The sequence below is a fragment of the Indibacter alkaliphilus LW1 genome (assembly GCF_000295935.2).
Taxonomy (GTDB): domain Bacteria; phylum Bacteroidota; class Bacteroidia; order Cytophagales; family Cyclobacteriaceae; genus Indibacter; species Indibacter alkaliphilus.
In genome coordinates, this window is the sequence record NZ_ALWO02000045.1 from 212,122 (window position 1) to 229,207 (window position 17,086).

Consider the following 17,086-nt stretch of genomic DNA (forward strand, 5'->3'; position numbering starts at 1 on the left):
AATATCATTGCTACATGTCAAATATCAATTTAATCATAGAGGAAAGGGCTGCAGACATAGGAAAATTTCTTGTAGGCAGACTGCTTCCATTCCGGCAAAAAAGGATGGTAGGTCCTTTTATCTACATAGATCATATGGGGCCTGTCAAGTTAAATGAACGAAGTAATTTCGATATTCTACCTCATCCGCATATCGGCCTTTCTACCCTTACTTTTCTTTTTGAAGGAAATATCATGCACAGGGACACTTTAGGTAATGAAGTGGAAATCACCCCAGGTGCTGTCAATTGGATGACAGCTGGTAAGGGGATCGTGCATAGCGAGCGTACACCCGAATACCTGAGGGACTCAGCGCTACTGATGCATGGATTGCAGATATGGGTAGCCTTACCCAAGGATTTGGAGGAAATGGATCCTAGCTTTTTTCATATCACTGCAGAAGAATTGCCTTCTTGGGAGGAAAATGGAGTCAATTTTAAATTGGTGGCAGGAGAAGCTTTTGGCAAAAAATCCGCAGTACCTGTTTACAGCAAACTGTATATGTTGGAAATCAAAAGTAAAACCCGACAAGAACTGAAGCTTGGAGATCATCTTTATGGGGAATCAGGATTATATATTCTGGAAGGAGGGGTTGAAAGTGATGACAATACTTACGGTCCTAAGCAGATGTTGGTCACTAAAGAAAGTCATCTATGTGAATTTACAATCCAGGAAAATAGTACTGTGTACATTTTTGGGGGAGAACCTTTTCCTGAGGAGCGATTTATAGATTGGAATTTTGTTGCATCAGATAAAGCATTGATTGCGGAAGCCAAACAAAAGTGGGTGGCCCAGGAGTTTGATAAGATCAAAGGTGAGGAGGATGAGTTTGTACCTTATCCTACATTTCCCAGAAAATAAGTTTAAAAGAAGATTTCAATTCACTCCAAAAAAATGATAACTTTTCCATTGTCGGCTGTTGAAACTTTATTCAAGAAAAACTTTCCTTGAGAGAATACCAAACATTTATCGAAATGTTGAAATTTTTAATTGATTTTCCCCTGTACGAACTATCTTAAATGTTTAGCAAGTCAGAGTTCCCCTTCCTTCTTCCGCTAATTTTTCTTAAAAATTACCCTGCTCTCGATTATCCGCTGTATTTTTGGCCAAAAATTAACATAGCGTGGAAATCAGAGATCTTGTAGAAATTGTTAAAAGCAAAGGAAGAGTCCGGATACGGGAAGGCTCAGGAAAAATCCTTGAGTTTATTGCCCTGGATAATTGGAGTGAAGCAAATGACGATCAAAACGGGATATTCCTGATCTTTGATGTATTTCAGTTGCGCAGTATATCCGAGCAGTTTGCTGATGTTTCTCTGGATATTATTGAGTATGCTACCAAACCGACCATCTACCACACAATCAAAGGAAGATTCCTGAAGAATGGTCCCGTCAAGGATGGGCAGATCAAATTCTCTTTGATCAAAAAGGATTTTTGGAACAAGCTACTCTTTAGCTACACTCAGGTTTTGATTCTGCAATATGTATCTGAGGGGGAGGTGGATTTCGAAACAGCGGATTATTTTCCTCTGCTCAGTGCAGGAACCAAAGAAATGTTTTTGAGCCCTGATGGGGACATCAAAATATTCAAAGGATGAATTTCAAAGAAGCATTAGACAAAATAGAGATTTTTGAGAGAGTGGGCAGGATAGCTGATGATATGGGGCTGGAAACCTATGTTGTGGGTGGATATGTGCGTGATTTAATCCTGAAAAGACCTTCCAAGGATATAGATTTTGTCTGCGTCGGTAGTGGGATTTTATTGGCCGAAGCCGTAGCGAAAAGCTTTGATCATCATGTGCCTTTGAATGTTTTTAAAAACTTCGGGACAGCAAATATTAGGCTTGAAGACTGGGAGATTGAGTTTGTAGGGGCTAGAAAGGAGTCTTATCAAAGGGAATCCAGAAAACCCATAGTGGAGGATGGTACTTTGAAAGAAGATCAGGAGCGCAGGGATTTCACGATCAATGCCATGGCCATCTCAGTGAATAAAAATACTTATGGGGAACTGATCGACCCCTTTGATGGGGTAAAGGATCTTAAAAGAAAGTTGATCAGAACTCCTACCAACCCCTTAATTACATTTTCTGATGACCCATTACGCATGATGCGGGCCATCAGGTTTGCCGCTCAATTACAATTTGATATTGAGCCGGATACCTTTGATGGAATTATGCATGAGGCACCCAGGTTGCAGATCGTTTCAGCAGAGCGTATAATCGACGAATTGAATAAGATTATCCTGACAGATAAACCTTCTTATGGTTTTAAACTCCTTTTTGTAAGTAATCTCTTACACCAGTTTTTTCCTGAAATGGTTGAACTTCAAGGGGTAGATTCCGTTGGGGATAAGTCTCACAAGGATAATTTTTACCATACCCTTCAGGTTTTGGATAATATCTGTCAACATACGGACAACCTTTGGTTGCGTTGGGCGGCGATCATGCATGACATCGCCAAACCTGCCACCAAGCGTTTCAATGAAAAAGTAGGCTGGACCTTTCATGGGCATGAGGACAAAGGAGCGAGGATGGTGCCTGGGATTTTCAGAAGGTTGAAACTGCCAATGGATGAAAGGATGAAATATGTGCAGAAGCTTGTGAGACTTCATCTACGTCCAATTGCCCTGGTTTCTGATAAAGTAACAGATTCAGCGATCAGAAGATTGCTCTTTGATGCAGGGGATGATGTCAATGACCTGATGACACTCTGTAGGGCTGATATCACTTCGAAAAATAACAATAAGGTAAAGCGGTTCCTGTCTAACTTTGACAAGGTCGAACAAAAGATAGTGGAGGTAGAAGAAAAAGATCAGGTAAGGAACTTCCAACCGCCTGTATCCGGAGAGGAAATCATGTCGATTTTTGAATTAAATCCATCCAAAATTGTGGGTGAACTGAAAGAAGAAATCAAGGAAGCCATATTGGAAGGACAAATTCAGAACAATAAATCGGAAGCTTTGGACTTATTGTATAAATTAGCCGCCCGAAAAGGACTGAAAAAAAAGTAAAAGACAATAGAAACGATTTATGAAAAGTAAGCTTACCCTTCTGCTTTGCCTGATGATAGGCATGGCAAATATGTCATTTGCGCAGGAAGCAAATGCACCGGCTCCACAATTGGATACTGAAACTATCAGAAAAAGAAATGAGGTAGATCAGAGGATTTATCAGGCAGCCATGAGGTACAATGACCTGACTGTAGCCAGAGTGAAATTGTATGAACTGATGGAAAGAAACCCTTCCAATACCAGGTACCCTGAACTTTTGGCATCGCTGTATTTTGATGCTGGTCAGTACACTTCTGCGGCTGTTTCAGCTATGGACCTATTGGAAATGAATGATAAGAGTGTGACGGCTTTGGAAATTGCAGCCTATTCTTTGGAGCAATTGGGAGCCATGGACAGAGCACTTCCAAACTTTGAAAGACATTATCTTTTGACAGGTAACCTTTTTAGCTTGTACAAAACTGCTTACATGCAATACTCCTTGGACAAATCCGAAGAAGCCCTGAACTCTGTGAATATGTTGATCAAAAACAACAAGTCCAGTGAAGAAAAGGTAGGTTTTCCTATGGCGAACAATGAAACACAGGAAGTCAGCTTAAAAGCAGCAGGACTGAATTTGAAAGCCATGATTTATATGGGATTGCAAAACAAAGAAGAAGCTATGGAAGCCATCAATCAGGCATTGGAAATCCAAGCTGATTTTGAATTGGCTAAAGAAACCAAGGCTGAGGTCAACAAGATGTAACATCGTATTTTCCGCATTCAAAATCCTTTGGCTCCTGAGAGTCAAAGGATTTTTTTGTGAACTGGATTGCCAAGCCCTGTAAGGGCGATTGATATTATAGCCTAGGGTTTTTACTGGATTTGTTAAAGGTTAATTGTTAAACGTTAAAAGGTTTGACCAATTTTCAAACTTTCTCGTTCATTTTTGAGGAACAGAAAATACCATGCAAGGTGCTTCTGATCACGGAGTGGTCTTCCCTGACTTATCAATGGACAACCCTAAAGGCATTAATTGCCAAGCCCTGTAAGGGCGATTGATATTATAGCCTAGGGTTTCAACCCTAGGTTTTTGAAATAATAGATTTTAGTTTTTGGCCGAGGGATTAATGAAGGAAGGATGAAGGATGAGGGATGAAAAAGTGAATAGTGAGTAGTTATTAGTGAAGTTGGGAAAACATTAATTGAAGGAATATTTAAGCCTGAAAGGCTGCCCTGTGATAGCCCAGACTGGAGTTCACGGAAGTCTGGGGTAAAGGAGATCAAGCCGTACACAGGAGGCCTGAAGGGCCGATCTGTTTTGAGGTTTTTCTAATATTCTAGATCGGTCCTTCAGACCTCAGGTGATCTTTCGAAATTGTCCTTATCCTAGGGTTGCAACCTAGGTTGGCACAGGGCGGCCCTTCGCGCCTATTCCATAAAGCAAAAATTTATCACCTTATTGGAAAACTGCTTGAATTTTTGGACTGCTCCCCTCTCCATTCAGGGAGAGGGGCCGGGGGTGAGGGTGTTTGAAAGGAAGAAAGCTGAAATATGAAGGATGAATAAGGCGGTTATGGATGGTATGAATATACCCATAAAAGCAGCTATATTCTTTCCATGAAGTCCGCTCCATTCAGGTAAATGGTATTGAAAGGATTACGAAACCTATTTATCCAGCTTCGCAATTGCAAATTATGAAGAGCGGAGATTTGGATTCCTAATGGGCCGTCCCTACAGGACGGTGGGAGATCTAGGCCTTAATTTGGCTACCAATGGGATGTGCCTATGGCACAAGGGGTATGGAGAATTACAGCCCCATAAAGGCTAAAATTTGTAGCCATGAGTAAAGAAATCACCCTTCCAAGCCCTGTAAGGGCGATTGATATTATAGCCTAGGGTTTCAACCCTAGGTTTTTGAAATGATATTTTTTTTGTTTTTGGCCGGGGGATGGTAAATAGTGGATTTAGGTTCTCGCCAAAAACAGGGAAGGGGAAAATAGAATGAAGGGTTTAATTGATGAATTGTGGAACTGTTGAATTGGATTTGGTAAGGGTTAAATGAAAAGGATGAGGGAGGAAAAAGTGAATAGTTATTAGTTTAATTGTGGAATTGTTTAATTGTTTACTCGCCTGCCGTAGGTAGGACTGATTAACTGGATTTGTTAAAGGTTAATTGTTAAGGGTTAAAAGGTCTGACCAATTTTCAAACTTGCTCGTTCATTTTTGAGGAACAGAAAACACCATGCAAGGTGCTTCTGATCACGGAGTGGTCTTCCCTGACTTATCAATGGACAACCCTAAAGGCATTAATTGCCAAGCCCTGTAAGGGCGATTGATATTATAGCCTAGGGTTTCAACCCTAGGTTTTTGAAATAATAGATTTTAGTTTTTGGCCGAGGGATGGTAAATAGTGGATTTAGGTTCTCGCCAAAAACAGGGACCGGGAAGATAGAATGAAGGGTTTAATTGTGGAACTGTTGAATCGATGATCCGAGAAAAAGGCCGTAATTCATAAATCAATGTCGGTTAGTTTAGGGTAACTTTTCCAAAGTTCAGATTTGTAAATAATGTTTGTTTTTACTTTTAACCCAACTTTGGAAAAGCTTAAATTCAACTTGTAGTCTTATCTAAACGACATTGAATCATAAATCGTAATTTATAATGTGATTCATTGTTGATCTGAGGTGCTCAAAAATGTAAACCAATTCCCCACAAAACCTGTTTACAGTCTATACCAATAATGGTCGGACCATGACAAGTATCAGAATCTGATGTAAAATTGGTTGCGTTTACCAGTTTTTGTTTATTTAACCTAATGGTCATTTTTAACCTTAAGTCTTAATGAAAATTAAGGAATAAGGTTGAATAAAACTTATCTTTGAACCTAGCATTAGAATAGAACCTGATTGAATATCAAGAGAATTATTTCAAAATTTTTCAAAATACTGGGCATCATCCTGGGAGTAATCTTGCTTTTAATAGTGGCTGTTATACTCTTTGTCAGAAGTCCTTGGGGCCAGGATATCATCGTGGGAAAAGCCACTTCCTATGTCAGCGAGAAGACGCAGACCAAAGTTGAAATCGAAAGGCTGTTCATAACATTTTCTGGCAACCTTTACCTGGAAGGTTTGTTTCTGGATGACCAAAAAGGAGATACCCTGCTTTATTCCAAAAACCTTGAAACAGGTTTGGCCATTAGACCATTGATAAGCAGCGGAGATATAAAAGTAACCAAGTTGGAATGGGAGGGCCTGGTAGCCAATGTGAGCAGAGACTCTACATCAGGAGAATTCAACTTTGACTTTTTGATCAATGCCTTTGTAGCTACTGATGATGAATTGAGCAGTCCTGAAATTGAGGAAGCTCAATCTGAAGCAAGTGAATTTCCCAATATCTCCCTTGGCCCTATCGACCTGGAGGATTTTAGGCTTAAGTATTACGATGAAGTCTTGGGGATTGACCTGAATGCCTCTTGGAAGGCAATCAGATTCAGGGTTGAGCAGTTGGATCTCAATAAGATGAACTTTGATGTCCCAGAAATAGCTGTTTTGGGATCAGCTATTGATTACAAACAGTTTAAACCTTTTCCCCCTGCTGAAGAGGAAGAAACATCCTCAGACATGCCCTTGCCCTTATTGGTATTGGAAAAGCTCAGTATTCAAAATGCCTCTTGGAATTACCATTCTATCCCTGATGGGCTTGAGGCAGATTTGAAAATCGGAGATTTCTGGGTAGAAATCCCAGAAGCTGATCTGGAATCCCAAAAGATACTTTTGAAATCAATAGGCCTTCATAAATCTGTGATTGCTTTGAAATTGGAAGCCCAGTCCCCAGGATCAAATCCTACTGATACTCCCGAAAATCAAAGCACAGGTTTTGAATGGCCTGATTGGATGGTGGAATTGGGAGACCTGGATTTTGAAAATAACAGTTTAAGCTATCAAAGCGGTGATGCTAAGGCCCAAAGGGGAGTTTTCAATGCAGACAATATTGCTTTAGGGGAACTGGACCTAAAAGCACACAGTATCTTTCTAAAAGATCAAAAAGCAGGTTTAATTCTGGATAAGTTTACATTCACCGAGCAGAGTGGACTAGCTCTTCAGGAATTCCATTTCGATTTTTTGATAGAAAAAGAACAGTTGACCATAGCTGACTTTTCAGTAAAAACAAACGCTTCAATGTTACAGGCCAACCTTAGCCTGAATTACCCATCCATAGATGCGTTGATCGGTCAACCCGAACTGAGTAGCATAGACCTGAATATATTTGAATTGCAAACTGACGCCTCCGAAGCTTTATTTTTCTCTCCTGAGCTGAAAGATGAGTTTTACTTCAGTGAATTGAATAAAAATGGGCTTAAAGCGAATGGGAGACTAAGGGGGACGATGGAGAGGCTTGAGCTTCCAAATTTCGTCCTGAACTATGGAGATTCTACCCGACTCATTGTGGAGCGCTTGAGAATGGCGGATTTTATGGATGTTGACAATTTGGATTTCAACCTTGAAAAACTTCGCTTCTCTTCCACTCAAAGCAAGCTCAATCCTTGGCTTAAAGCTTTTGAGCTGGATTATGATATTCCCGAACATATCAGCCTGGAAAGCAAAGCCAAAGGAAATATCAATCAGATGGTGGCAGATGTAGTTTTGGAAACCACAGATGGTAATATGTACCTGAATGTTGATTTTAAAGATACGGAGCGGATTTCTTTGGATTCCAAACTGACACTGGATGAGCTGGACTTGGGTAAAATACTGCGGATGCCAGAACTTAAGCCCATTAGTTTGATTGTCTCTGCATCAGGAGAAGGCAAGGATCTTTATGACCTTGAGGGCAAGTTGGATACAGAGATTTCACATTTGGAATGGGGCACTTACGACCTCTCAGACTTGGTTTTTCAGATTGAGGCAAAAGACACTACTGCAAATCTGATCTTGGCTGTAGACAAGGAAATTCTTGACGTTTCCCTGGAAGCCTTTGCCAAATTGGATACGCTTCAGCCAGAGTTGAGGTTCAAGCTAGATCTCAGGAATATGGAGACTATGGCCCTGGGATTGACGGCCCAGGATATCACTGCCCGGATAAAAATGCAAGGAGAGGTGTCCGGAAGCATGGATGACCTCAGGGCTAAGATCAACTTCGAAGATGGCTTTTTGTATTATGAGAGACAGGCATATCCAATTGGTGAAATTGATCTGGAGGCCAGGCTGGCTGATACCATTACTTCATTGAAGCTTCAATCGGATTTCCTCAAAGGGGAAGCAGAAGCAGATGGTTCAGTGGAGCTACTAACGCTTGCCATGCAGCAGTATTTTGAAGAGTTGGTGACCGGTGAACTGGATTCTGTGGCAGTGGAATCCATCAAAGCGAAAGCAAATTTCCGGTTTATACCCACTCCTTTTATTGACCAATTGCTGCTGGCAGGAATTGAGGAACTGGACACCATGAACCTGGATTTTGAGTTTGATTCTGAGGCTTCCCGTCTTCAGGCACAGCTATATCTGCCCAGTCTTGAATATACCGGTGCCACTATCAAATCTTTTACATTGGAAATGGATGGAGATGCACAGCGTCTTAGTCTGGAAACAGGCTATGATGAGCTGATCTATGGTCCTTTGGATATGGGGAAAACAAGCCTCTCGGGGACTTTTCAGGAGAATGATATCAAAATCCTGTTCCGCTCTTTGGTAGACGAAGAGCCCATTATCAATATTGCTTCAGTACTTCAGCTAAGTGGGGATACGCTGAGCTATCATGTGGATCCCGAAAATCTGATCATCAATTCCAGAGCTTGGAATGTGAAGGAAAACAATGCTGTCCATTATGCTGAAAATTACCTGCAGTTTGAAGATTTTGTTTTCACAAGAAATAACCAGGAACTGAGGCTGAGCAATGATATACTTTCCATTGAGGAGGAACACTTGGGAGTGGTATTGAAAGAATTCAATCTGAGTACACTGACCAGTTTCCTTAATCCGGAAGAACCTCTTGTCAAAGGCTTTGCGAATGGGGAAATGGTAGTAGTCAATCCTTTCGAAGCCTTAGGTGTAATCGCTGACATGAAAGTTTCTGAATTGGAAGTTTTTGAAATTGCCCTAGGGAACCTGAATTTGGATGCACAAGCGAAGACACTTAGAGATTATGATTTCAACTTGACACTCAAAGAAGGGATGATAGATCTTGATTTAGTAGGCGAGATACAGGCCAATGAAGAAAGTAGCAACCTGGATCTTGAACTTAGCCTTAATCAATTGCAAATGGCCATGCTGGAAAAACTGGCAGGAGAGGAGATTAGGAATACGGATGGGTACATAAGTGGAAATATCCGCTTAGGAGGAAGCTTCCAGGAACCTCAATATGAAGGAGAACTAAATTTTAACAATACTTCTTTGGTCGTTTCCCAATTGAACAATAAATTTTCTGTCAGTGATGAGACCCTAAAAATTGATAATTCGGGTTTATATTTTTCCACTTTTGAAATAGCAGATGAATCAGGGCACAAATTCAGTATTGATGGAAAAATCGACACGGAGGATTTTAGCGCTATAGGACTAGACCTAAAATTAAGATCTGATGATTTCCAGGTTCTCAATTCTACCAGAGAAGATAATGATCTCTTTTTTGGAAGGGCCAATGTTGACCTGGATATGGATGTCAAAGGAACAACTGATTTGCCTGAAATTGATGTAAAACTCCGGATAAACAGGGCAACCAATTTCACATTGATCATTCCGGAAAGCCAACTGGAATTGGTGGAAAAAAGCGGGGTTGTCATTTTTGTCAATCATGCAGATCCTTATGATGTTCTCAATAAGCGGGAAACAGAAATCAGTACACGGGGTATTCAAGGCTATAATGTAAAAGCCAACCTGCAAATAGACCCACAGGCTACTTTCAATGTGATCGTAGATGAAAGGACAGGAGATAACCTGAGGCTTCAGGGTGAGGCCGACCTGAATATGATCATGAATCCCAATGGAGACATTTCACTTTCGGGAAGATATGAGGTCAATAGTGGGCATTATGAGCTGAACTTGTACAATTTGGTCAATAGGCGATTTGAATTGGCCCAAGGTAGTTCCATTGTTTGGAATGGTGATCCTCTGGACGCCAACCTGAATTTAAGAGCTATCTATAACGTGAGAACCTCAGCGGCGGAATTGATGCAGGCCCAATTGAGTGGCTCCGATGCCCAAACAAGAGGCCAGTTCCGTCAGGTCTTGAGATTTCAGGTTTTCCTGAACATCGGAGGCGAACTGATGCAGCCTGAAATCAGTTTTGACCTGGATATTGTGGAGCAGGATAGGGGAGCATTTGGGGGAGCTGTGTACAGCATGGTGCAGCAAATCAATGAAAACGAAGATGAGGTGACCAAGCAGGTTTTTGCGCTACTTGTTCTCAATCAGTTTTTTCCCACCATGGGCAATGACGGTTCCACTGGTGGTTCAGTGAATATTGCAAGGTCCAGTGTGTCCCAGGTGCTATCCACTCAGTTGAATGCCTTGTCGGACAGGCTGTTTGGAGAGTCCGGCTTTAGCCTGGATGTAGACTTGGACTCCTTTACCGATTACCAGAACGGTGGGCCAGAAGACCGTACCCAGCTCAATGTGGCTGCCCGACAAAGCCTTTTTGATGAAAGGCTGATCATCTCAGTAGGTGGACAGATGAATGTAGAAGGAGGCAGTAGAGAGGAGATGGGGCAGGGAGATGCTTTATTTGGCGATGTAAGTTTGGAATACCTCTTGGATAAAAATGGACAATGGAGAGCCAAGGCTTACAGAAGAAACCAGTTTGAATCAGTCATTGATGGTCAACTGATTGTGACCGGAATTTCCTTTATTTTCAACAGGGAATTCAATGCTTTTAGAGAGCTTTGGAAAAAGAGAGAAGAGGAAGAAGAGTTGGATCCAAATGAATTGGAAAATTTGGAGGATTTAGAAGAAATGGATAATCAATGAGAAACAGTGTTTACATAGCGGCCCTTTTACTTTTTTTGCTCTCTTCCTGCGGTGTCAAGCGGTTTATTCCTGAAGGAGAAAAGTTGTACAAAGGTGCTGAGCTGAACCTTGAGTCTGAGGTATCCAAGAAGGAAAGGGAGGCTTTGGAAAATGAGCTGGAGCGTCTGCTTAGGCCGCAACCAAACAGTAAAGTGCTTGGAGTGAGGTTCGGTTTATGGGCACATTACAAAGGAAGCAAAGAGAAACCTGGTTTTATCAATCGGTTTTTGAAAAATAAATTTGGAGAATCACCGGTTTATGTATCTGAAGTTCAGCCGGAAAGAACCTTGGATATATTAGGAAATAGAATGGAAAACAAGGGGTATTTCTTTTACAGCAATAACTATGAGTGGAATGAAAAAGAAAAATTTGCCTCTATTGAATACAATGTGAGTTTTTCTGAAGGCTACAAACTTGAATCTTTTAACTTATTAGGGGACAGCCTGGAAGTTATTCAGGAAATCCAAAAGGATTTGGATGAAACCTTGTTGAAAAAGGGAGCTCGATTTGATTTGGATGATTTCAAATCTGAACGAGAGCGGATTGATAGAGCGCTCAAAGCAAAAGGCTACTACAATTTCAATCCAGACTTATTGATTTTTGAAGCAGATACCAATCAGCATGAAGGCAGGAAGTATGACCTATACCTTCGTTTGAAAAATGAGACACCGGAGAAATCAATTTACCCCTATTCCATCAGACAAATCCGGGTATATCCGAATTATACATTGAGCGGAATTGAGGATGATGCAGATACGGTCAATATTGACGGGGTGAAAATCATTCAGTCTGATATGGTTTTCAGGCCGGATTTGCTCGAAAATTATATTCTCTTCAAAGAAGGACAGAAATTCAATCCCACTACTTCCCGCACCACTTCCAACAGGCTTTCCTCCATAGGCAATTTCAGATATGTGAATATCACCTTCAATGAAGAAGAAGAAAGGATGGCAGATGGGACTTACCCCTTAGATGCCAGGATTTTGCTTTCGCCCCTCAACAAAAGAGGGCTAAGGGCAGAAATACAGGGTGTGACCAAGTCAAACAGTTTTGTGGGGCCGGCATTGATTCTGAACTATCAAAACAGAAATATATTTCAAGGAGGAGAGACATTTAACCTGACCGGGAAAGTAGGCTATGAGCAGCAAATAGCAGCAGGAGAGAGACAAGCATTGCGGTCAATAGAATTAGGCTTGACAGCATCTTTGGTGTTCCCTAGAGTGATTTTCCCTGTTCCGATTATGAACAGGTTTAACTATTCAATTCCCAAAACCAGGGTTACCCTGGGTTATGAATACCAGAATAGAACAGACCTTTATCAATTGAATTCTTACAAAGCATCTTTCGGGTACTTTTGGAATGTCAACAGGTACCAATACCATGAATTTAACCCTATCAGTTTGAGCATAGTGGATCTGGCCAATACCACACCTGCTTTTGAAGAAATTCTGAATTCCAACCCTTTTCTGAGAAGGAGTTTCGAACAACAATTTATTTCTGGGATGAATTATACCTGGAATTACAATCAACTGGTAGACAGCGAACGCAAAAACCCAATTTTTGTAAGTGCCAGCGTGGATCTGGCCGGCAATATGTTAAAAGCGCTGAATAACCTGGTCGGCTCTTCCAATACTGACTTTATTTTTGGTTTGGATTATGCACAGTATGTGAAAGGGGAGATAGACCTGGTTTATTATCACCGATTTACCAAAGAACATAACTTGGTGGCAAGGGCTTTTGGAGGCCTTGGAGTTCCTCTTGGAAATTCTTCCTCATTGCCCTTTGTCAAGCAGTTCTTTTCAGGAGGACCTAGAAGTGTCCGGGCTTTTAGGATCAGATCTCTTGGACCGGGAACTTTTGTTCCGCAAAGTATAGGAGCAGGAGGCTTTTTTGACCAGGCCGGCGATGTGAGAATTGAGGGAAACCTGGAATACAGATTTCCATTCAATAGATTTCTTAAGGGAGCATTTTTTGCTGATGCAGGAAATGTCTGGCTGTACAATGAAAACGAGGCCCTTCCAGGTGGTAGGTTTACTGACAATTGGCTGGAACAGCTTGGAATAGGAGCAGGGTTTGGTTTGAGAGTAGATATACAGCTCTTTGTGTTAAGGTTTGATTTGGCAGTTCCTGTCCACAGGCCCTGGTTGGAGCCGGAGAGAAGGTGGCAGGACAGAATAGATTTTGGAAGCAGTAGCTGGAGAAGGGAGAATATGGTCCTGAATTTTGCGATTGGATACCCTTTCTAAATTCAGAAAATAAAATTTTGGACATAAAAAAACCCGGCACTTGGCCGGGTCTCAAAAAAAATATCTTACAGGCTATCGATAAAGCTTTTGACTTCATCTTTTGTCTTTCCTGTTTTCTTCTGGATCTTTCCAAGAAGTTCGTCTTCCTGACCTTCGGTATAAGTCAGCTCATCTTCTGTAAGTTCACCATATTTTTGCTTTAACTTACCTTTTATCTCGTTCCAGTTTCCTTTTAATTTATCTTTAGTCGAATTCATTTTGTATAATTTTTAAAGGTTAATAATAATATTTACTTCATGAAGTGCTAAAACTATGCCCTGTCCAGAGTTTCCTTTGAAATGTGTGTTATGATACTCCTAAAAAGCCTTTTAGCTTTTTTTGCTTTCCAAAGGAACTAATTCAGCTCATAATTTTGGGGAATTTCAGTCATGATATGGGGAATTGAATAGGTGGTAATAGGCGTTTGAGCTGGCTGAATAAGTCAAGTCAAGTAGTTTTACCACTTTCCACCATGCTCTGACCTTGTCTATTCTGAATCTTTCCGGAACCGTTGCATCCATACTTGCTCTTGATTTACAGCCGTTGTTTGTTTATTGGTGATTTAACACTATACGTGTATAAATCATGCAGTGTGATTTTCCAAAAATGGGGTAAAAATGCCAATGATTGTGGAATTAATTCACGGCAATAATATTATGTTCTAATTACATATTGAATTTAAAAATTTTTCACAAAATACTGTAAATCAATTTGTTAAAAGATTGTTTTTATAGATTTTCAGAATACGCCTTATAAGGAATCACATTTGAATAATTTACTTTAAATCAACTTTTGTTTAACAAAAATCAAAAAGATCATGCAACGTACTAGCGCAATTTTAATAGGAATGGGACTGTTTATGGTAGTTTCCTGTGATCAAAAGGGAAATACGGAACAACAGAAAGAAAGTGTAGATAGACTTGAAAACTTTGTAGACAGTGTAGAAACTGCTGTCAATCGGGAAGCCAACCACAATTGGGCTGTAATAGATAGGAGATATAACCAATTGGTCAATGATGTGGAAACTTCCTATGCCAATACTAGAGCAGAGGCCCGAGAGGAATGGGAGGACTTGGAAGAAAGGTACGAGGAAGCCAAGGTTGAAGCAAGGAAGAAAGCAGAGAAAATGGAAGAGGATGCGGAGAAGCACATGTCCAATTTGGAATCTTGGTGGGAAAGAAATTCCGCCAAAGCCGAAAAAGGTGCTAAGAATACCGCCGATGATATAGAAGAAGGAGCCAAAGAAAGCTGGGAGTGGCTTGAGAAAAATGCTGAAAAATTGGGCGATGACATCAAAGATCGGTACAAGAAAATCAAAGAAGATCTTGAAGGTTAATCATCATTAAAAGTAGGATTGGGTGATTTTTTAAATAAGTTAAGAGTATTTTTTCAGAGGAGGTTGCCATTAGAGGGGGCAACCTTCTTTTTTTGGATGATACCCCAACCCTTGAGGTATTTCTATCCTCGAGGATTTTTTTCATTTCCCCGCAGATAAAGCTTCGCTTAGGATGAATGGTCAGAGGATAAATAATCTTAGAATTGGGCGAATTTTTGCCACGGAGTCACGGAGAAGCACGGAAGGGGTTTGATGAATTGGTTCGGTTGCTACCGCACTATTTGTACATTATGGAAAATTGGTTGATAAGTGCTTTTCAATCTAAAATCTTTAATCAACAATCTAAAATCTTTAATCAACAATCTAAAATCTTTAATCAACAATCTAAAATCTCCTTGTGCCATAGGCACATCCCATTGGTAGCCAAATAATGCCCAGGATCTCCCACCGTCCTGTAGGGACGGCCCATTATGAACCCAAATCTCCGCTCTTCGGGATTTGCAATTCTTAAAATATTCTGTAAATCAAATAGATCTATTAAAAATAAAAATCACCTTTAATTCTTATATTTTTGTAAAAATAAGATGTTTGCAGTATTCTTATTATTACTATTTTTGTTGAAATAAATTATTTATGTCAAATAAAAATCTTATTCCTACAGCAAAAATTGTAGAGCGTTTGCAATACGAAAACCCCTGGTGGGTCAGTAAGCAAATTCCGGAGATGTATAGTTCAATGGCGAGACGTCTTTATTTTAGTTTGTTTTATCCTTTTGTAATAGAAAAAAGTGTGCGTAGGGCTTTGGTGCTTATGGGGCCGAGGCGTGTTGGAAAAACTGTCATGTTATTTCATAGCATTCAACAGTTATTGGCCGACCGTGTAAATCACCAAAAAATATTCTTTATCGGTATTGATAACCCTATATATGTCCATTTAGGTTTGGAGGATATTTTGGATCTGTGCAAAGAATCATTACGTGAAGAAGACCTAAAAGGATGCTTTGTTTTTTTTGATGAAATACAATACCTCAAGGATTGGGAAAGGCATCTAAAAGTACTTGTTGATTCATATCCGGAAACCAAGTTTATAGTGTCAGGTTCAGCCGCAGCGGCTTTAAAATGGCATAGCACAGAAAGTGGTGCCGGTAGGTTTACAGATTTTATGCTTCCCCCTCTTACATTTCAGGAATATATCCATCTCAAAGGCTTGGACCATCTTATTTACAATGGAAGTGTTGTTTATGGTAAAAATGAAATTCCGTATTGTCTCACCCATGATATGAAGATTTTAAACAAAGAATTTGTTCATTATCTGAATTTTGGAGGTTACCCGGAAGTGGTTTTGAACGAAAGGATACAAAGTGACATGGGAAGGTATGTGAAAAACGATATCGTTGATAAAGTTTTGTTGAGGGATTTGCCGAGTCTTTATGGGATCAAAGATGTACAGGAGTTGAACAGGTTTTTCACTTACATAGCATATAACACGGGCAATGAATTTTCTTATGAGACAATGAGCAGGGAAAGTGGAATTCAAAAAGACACTTTGAAAAAATATCTGGAGTATCTTGAAGCAGCATTTCTGATCAAGGTTCTGAATAAAGTTGATATCAATGCAAAACGCTTAAAAAGAGTCACCAGTTTTAAAGTATATTTGACCAATTCATCACTGCGAACTGCCTTATTTTCACCCATTATAGAAACGGACAATGAAATGGGCAACATGGTAGAAACAGCTATTTTGTCACAATGGATGCATAGGGAAAAGCTGGACTTAACCTATGCCCGCTGGAAAGAGGGTAGAAAAGAAGGGGAAGTCGATTTGGTTTTGGTTGATGATAAAAAATATAAGCCTGTATGGGGTGTAGAAATTAAATGGAGCAACAGGTATTTTGAAAAGCCAAACTTATTAAAAAGTTTAATCCAATTTTGTGAAAATAATCAGATTGATAAAGCGCTGGTGACATCCATTGACCAGTTAGGTATTCAAGAAATAAATGGAGTATTGTTGTCATTTTTGCCTGCATCCATATACAGTTACAATATTGGAGATATTACATTGAAAATGAAAAATCAAAACTAGAGGTTAGGAAAACATTACCAGCTGTAAAGTTCTAAACCTCTTTGGTTCAGCCCTTTGGTTCAAGACTTAGTCTTGGACCCTTACCCTCGCAGTCTTAGACTGCTAATTCTTCTAAAGTCTTAGACTTTTATTTACAAAAGCTCCTGATTTCACGGTTCCTGTTAGTGTCTTCACTAACAGGCCTCCCTTACCGATCACATTCGGTTAACGTTTAACAATTAACTTTTAACAACCTTCCCCCAATCAGTTCAACAATTAACCAATTCCACAATTATACCTTTTCCCCGCAGATAAAGCTTCGCTTTGGATGGATGCTCAGAGGAAAAATAATCTTAGAATGGGGCCAATTTTTGCCACGGAGTC

At 40.2% G+C, this 17,086-nt stretch carries 10 protein-coding genes; 8 read left to right on the top strand and 2 right to left on the bottom strand.

Going from position 1 to position 17,086, the window contains the following annotated elements:
- The first annotated feature begins 14 nt into the window (after positions 1-14).
- The 6 genes from A33Q_RS16725 (at position 15) to tamL (ending at position 13,266) form a co-directional block, all read left to right on the top strand.
- Positions 15-899, top strand: a complete 885-nt coding sequence (locus A33Q_RS16725; protein ID WP_009033671.1) for a pirin family protein — start codon at positions 15-17, stop codon at positions 897-899.
- A gap of 262 nt (positions 900-1,161) precedes the next feature.
- Positions 1,162-1,635 (top strand): hypothetical protein, encoded by a 474-nt coding sequence (locus tag A33Q_RS16730; protein WP_009033670.1) that lies wholly within the window; start codon positions 1,162-1,164, stop codon positions 1,633-1,635.
- Positions 1,632-3,047, top strand: coding sequence for a CCA tRNA nucleotidyltransferase (locus A33Q_RS16735; RefSeq protein ID WP_009033669.1), 1,416 nt, complete (start codon positions 1,632-1,634; stop codon positions 3,045-3,047). The genes A33Q_RS16730 and A33Q_RS16735 overlap by 4 nt, the downstream gene beginning before the upstream one ends.
- A 19-nt stretch (positions 3,048-3,066) precedes the next feature.
- Positions 3,067-3,789, top strand: a complete 723-nt coding sequence (locus A33Q_RS16740; RefSeq protein ID WP_009033668.1) for a tetratricopeptide repeat protein — start codon at positions 3,067-3,069, stop codon at positions 3,787-3,789.
- Positions 3,790-5,932: 2,143 nt separating this feature from the next.
- Entirely contained in the window at positions 5,933-10,981 is a 5,049-nt protein-coding gene (locus tag A33Q_RS16745) for a translocation/assembly module TamB domain-containing protein (RefSeq protein ID WP_009033667.1), read from the top strand.
- Positions 10,978-13,266, top strand: coding sequence for a translocation and assembly module lipoprotein TamL (gene tamL, locus A33Q_RS16750; RefSeq protein WP_009033666.1), 2,289 nt, complete (start codon positions 10,978-10,980; stop codon positions 13,264-13,266). Before A33Q_RS16745 ends, tamL begins: the two co-directional genes overlap by 4 nt.
- Before the next feature lie 65 nt (positions 13,267-13,331).
- On the opposite strand, the gene A33Q_RS16755 is transcribed toward tamL, so the two are convergent.
- Both A33Q_RS16755 and A33Q_RS22230 read right to left on the bottom strand, forming a co-directional pair.
- Positions 13,332-13,523 carry a CsbD family protein gene (locus A33Q_RS16755; RefSeq protein WP_009033665.1) on the bottom strand — a complete coding sequence of 64 codons (192 nt, stop codon included), beginning with the start codon at positions 13,521-13,523 and terminating at the stop codon, positions 13,332-13,334.
- Between the two features lie 165 nt (positions 13,524-13,688).
- On the bottom strand, positions 13,689-13,826 hold the full coding sequence (locus A33Q_RS22230) for a hypothetical protein (protein ID WP_016255440.1): 138 nt from the start codon (positions 13,824-13,826) through the stop codon (positions 13,689-13,691).
- 296 nt (positions 13,827-14,122) lie between these two features.
- Here A33Q_RS22230 and A33Q_RS16760 point away from each other — a divergent pair, with 296 nt between their 5' ends.
- A complete protein-coding gene (locus A33Q_RS16760) occupies positions 14,123-14,641 on the top strand; it encodes a hypothetical protein (RefSeq protein WP_009033664.1) in 519 nt (172 codons plus the stop codon).
- 633 nt (positions 14,642-15,274) lie between these two features.
- Entirely contained in the window at positions 15,275-16,723 is a 1,449-nt protein-coding gene (locus A33Q_RS16765; RefSeq protein ID WP_009033663.1) for an ATP-binding protein, read from the top strand.
- Positions 16,724-17,086: the final 363 nt, after the last annotated feature.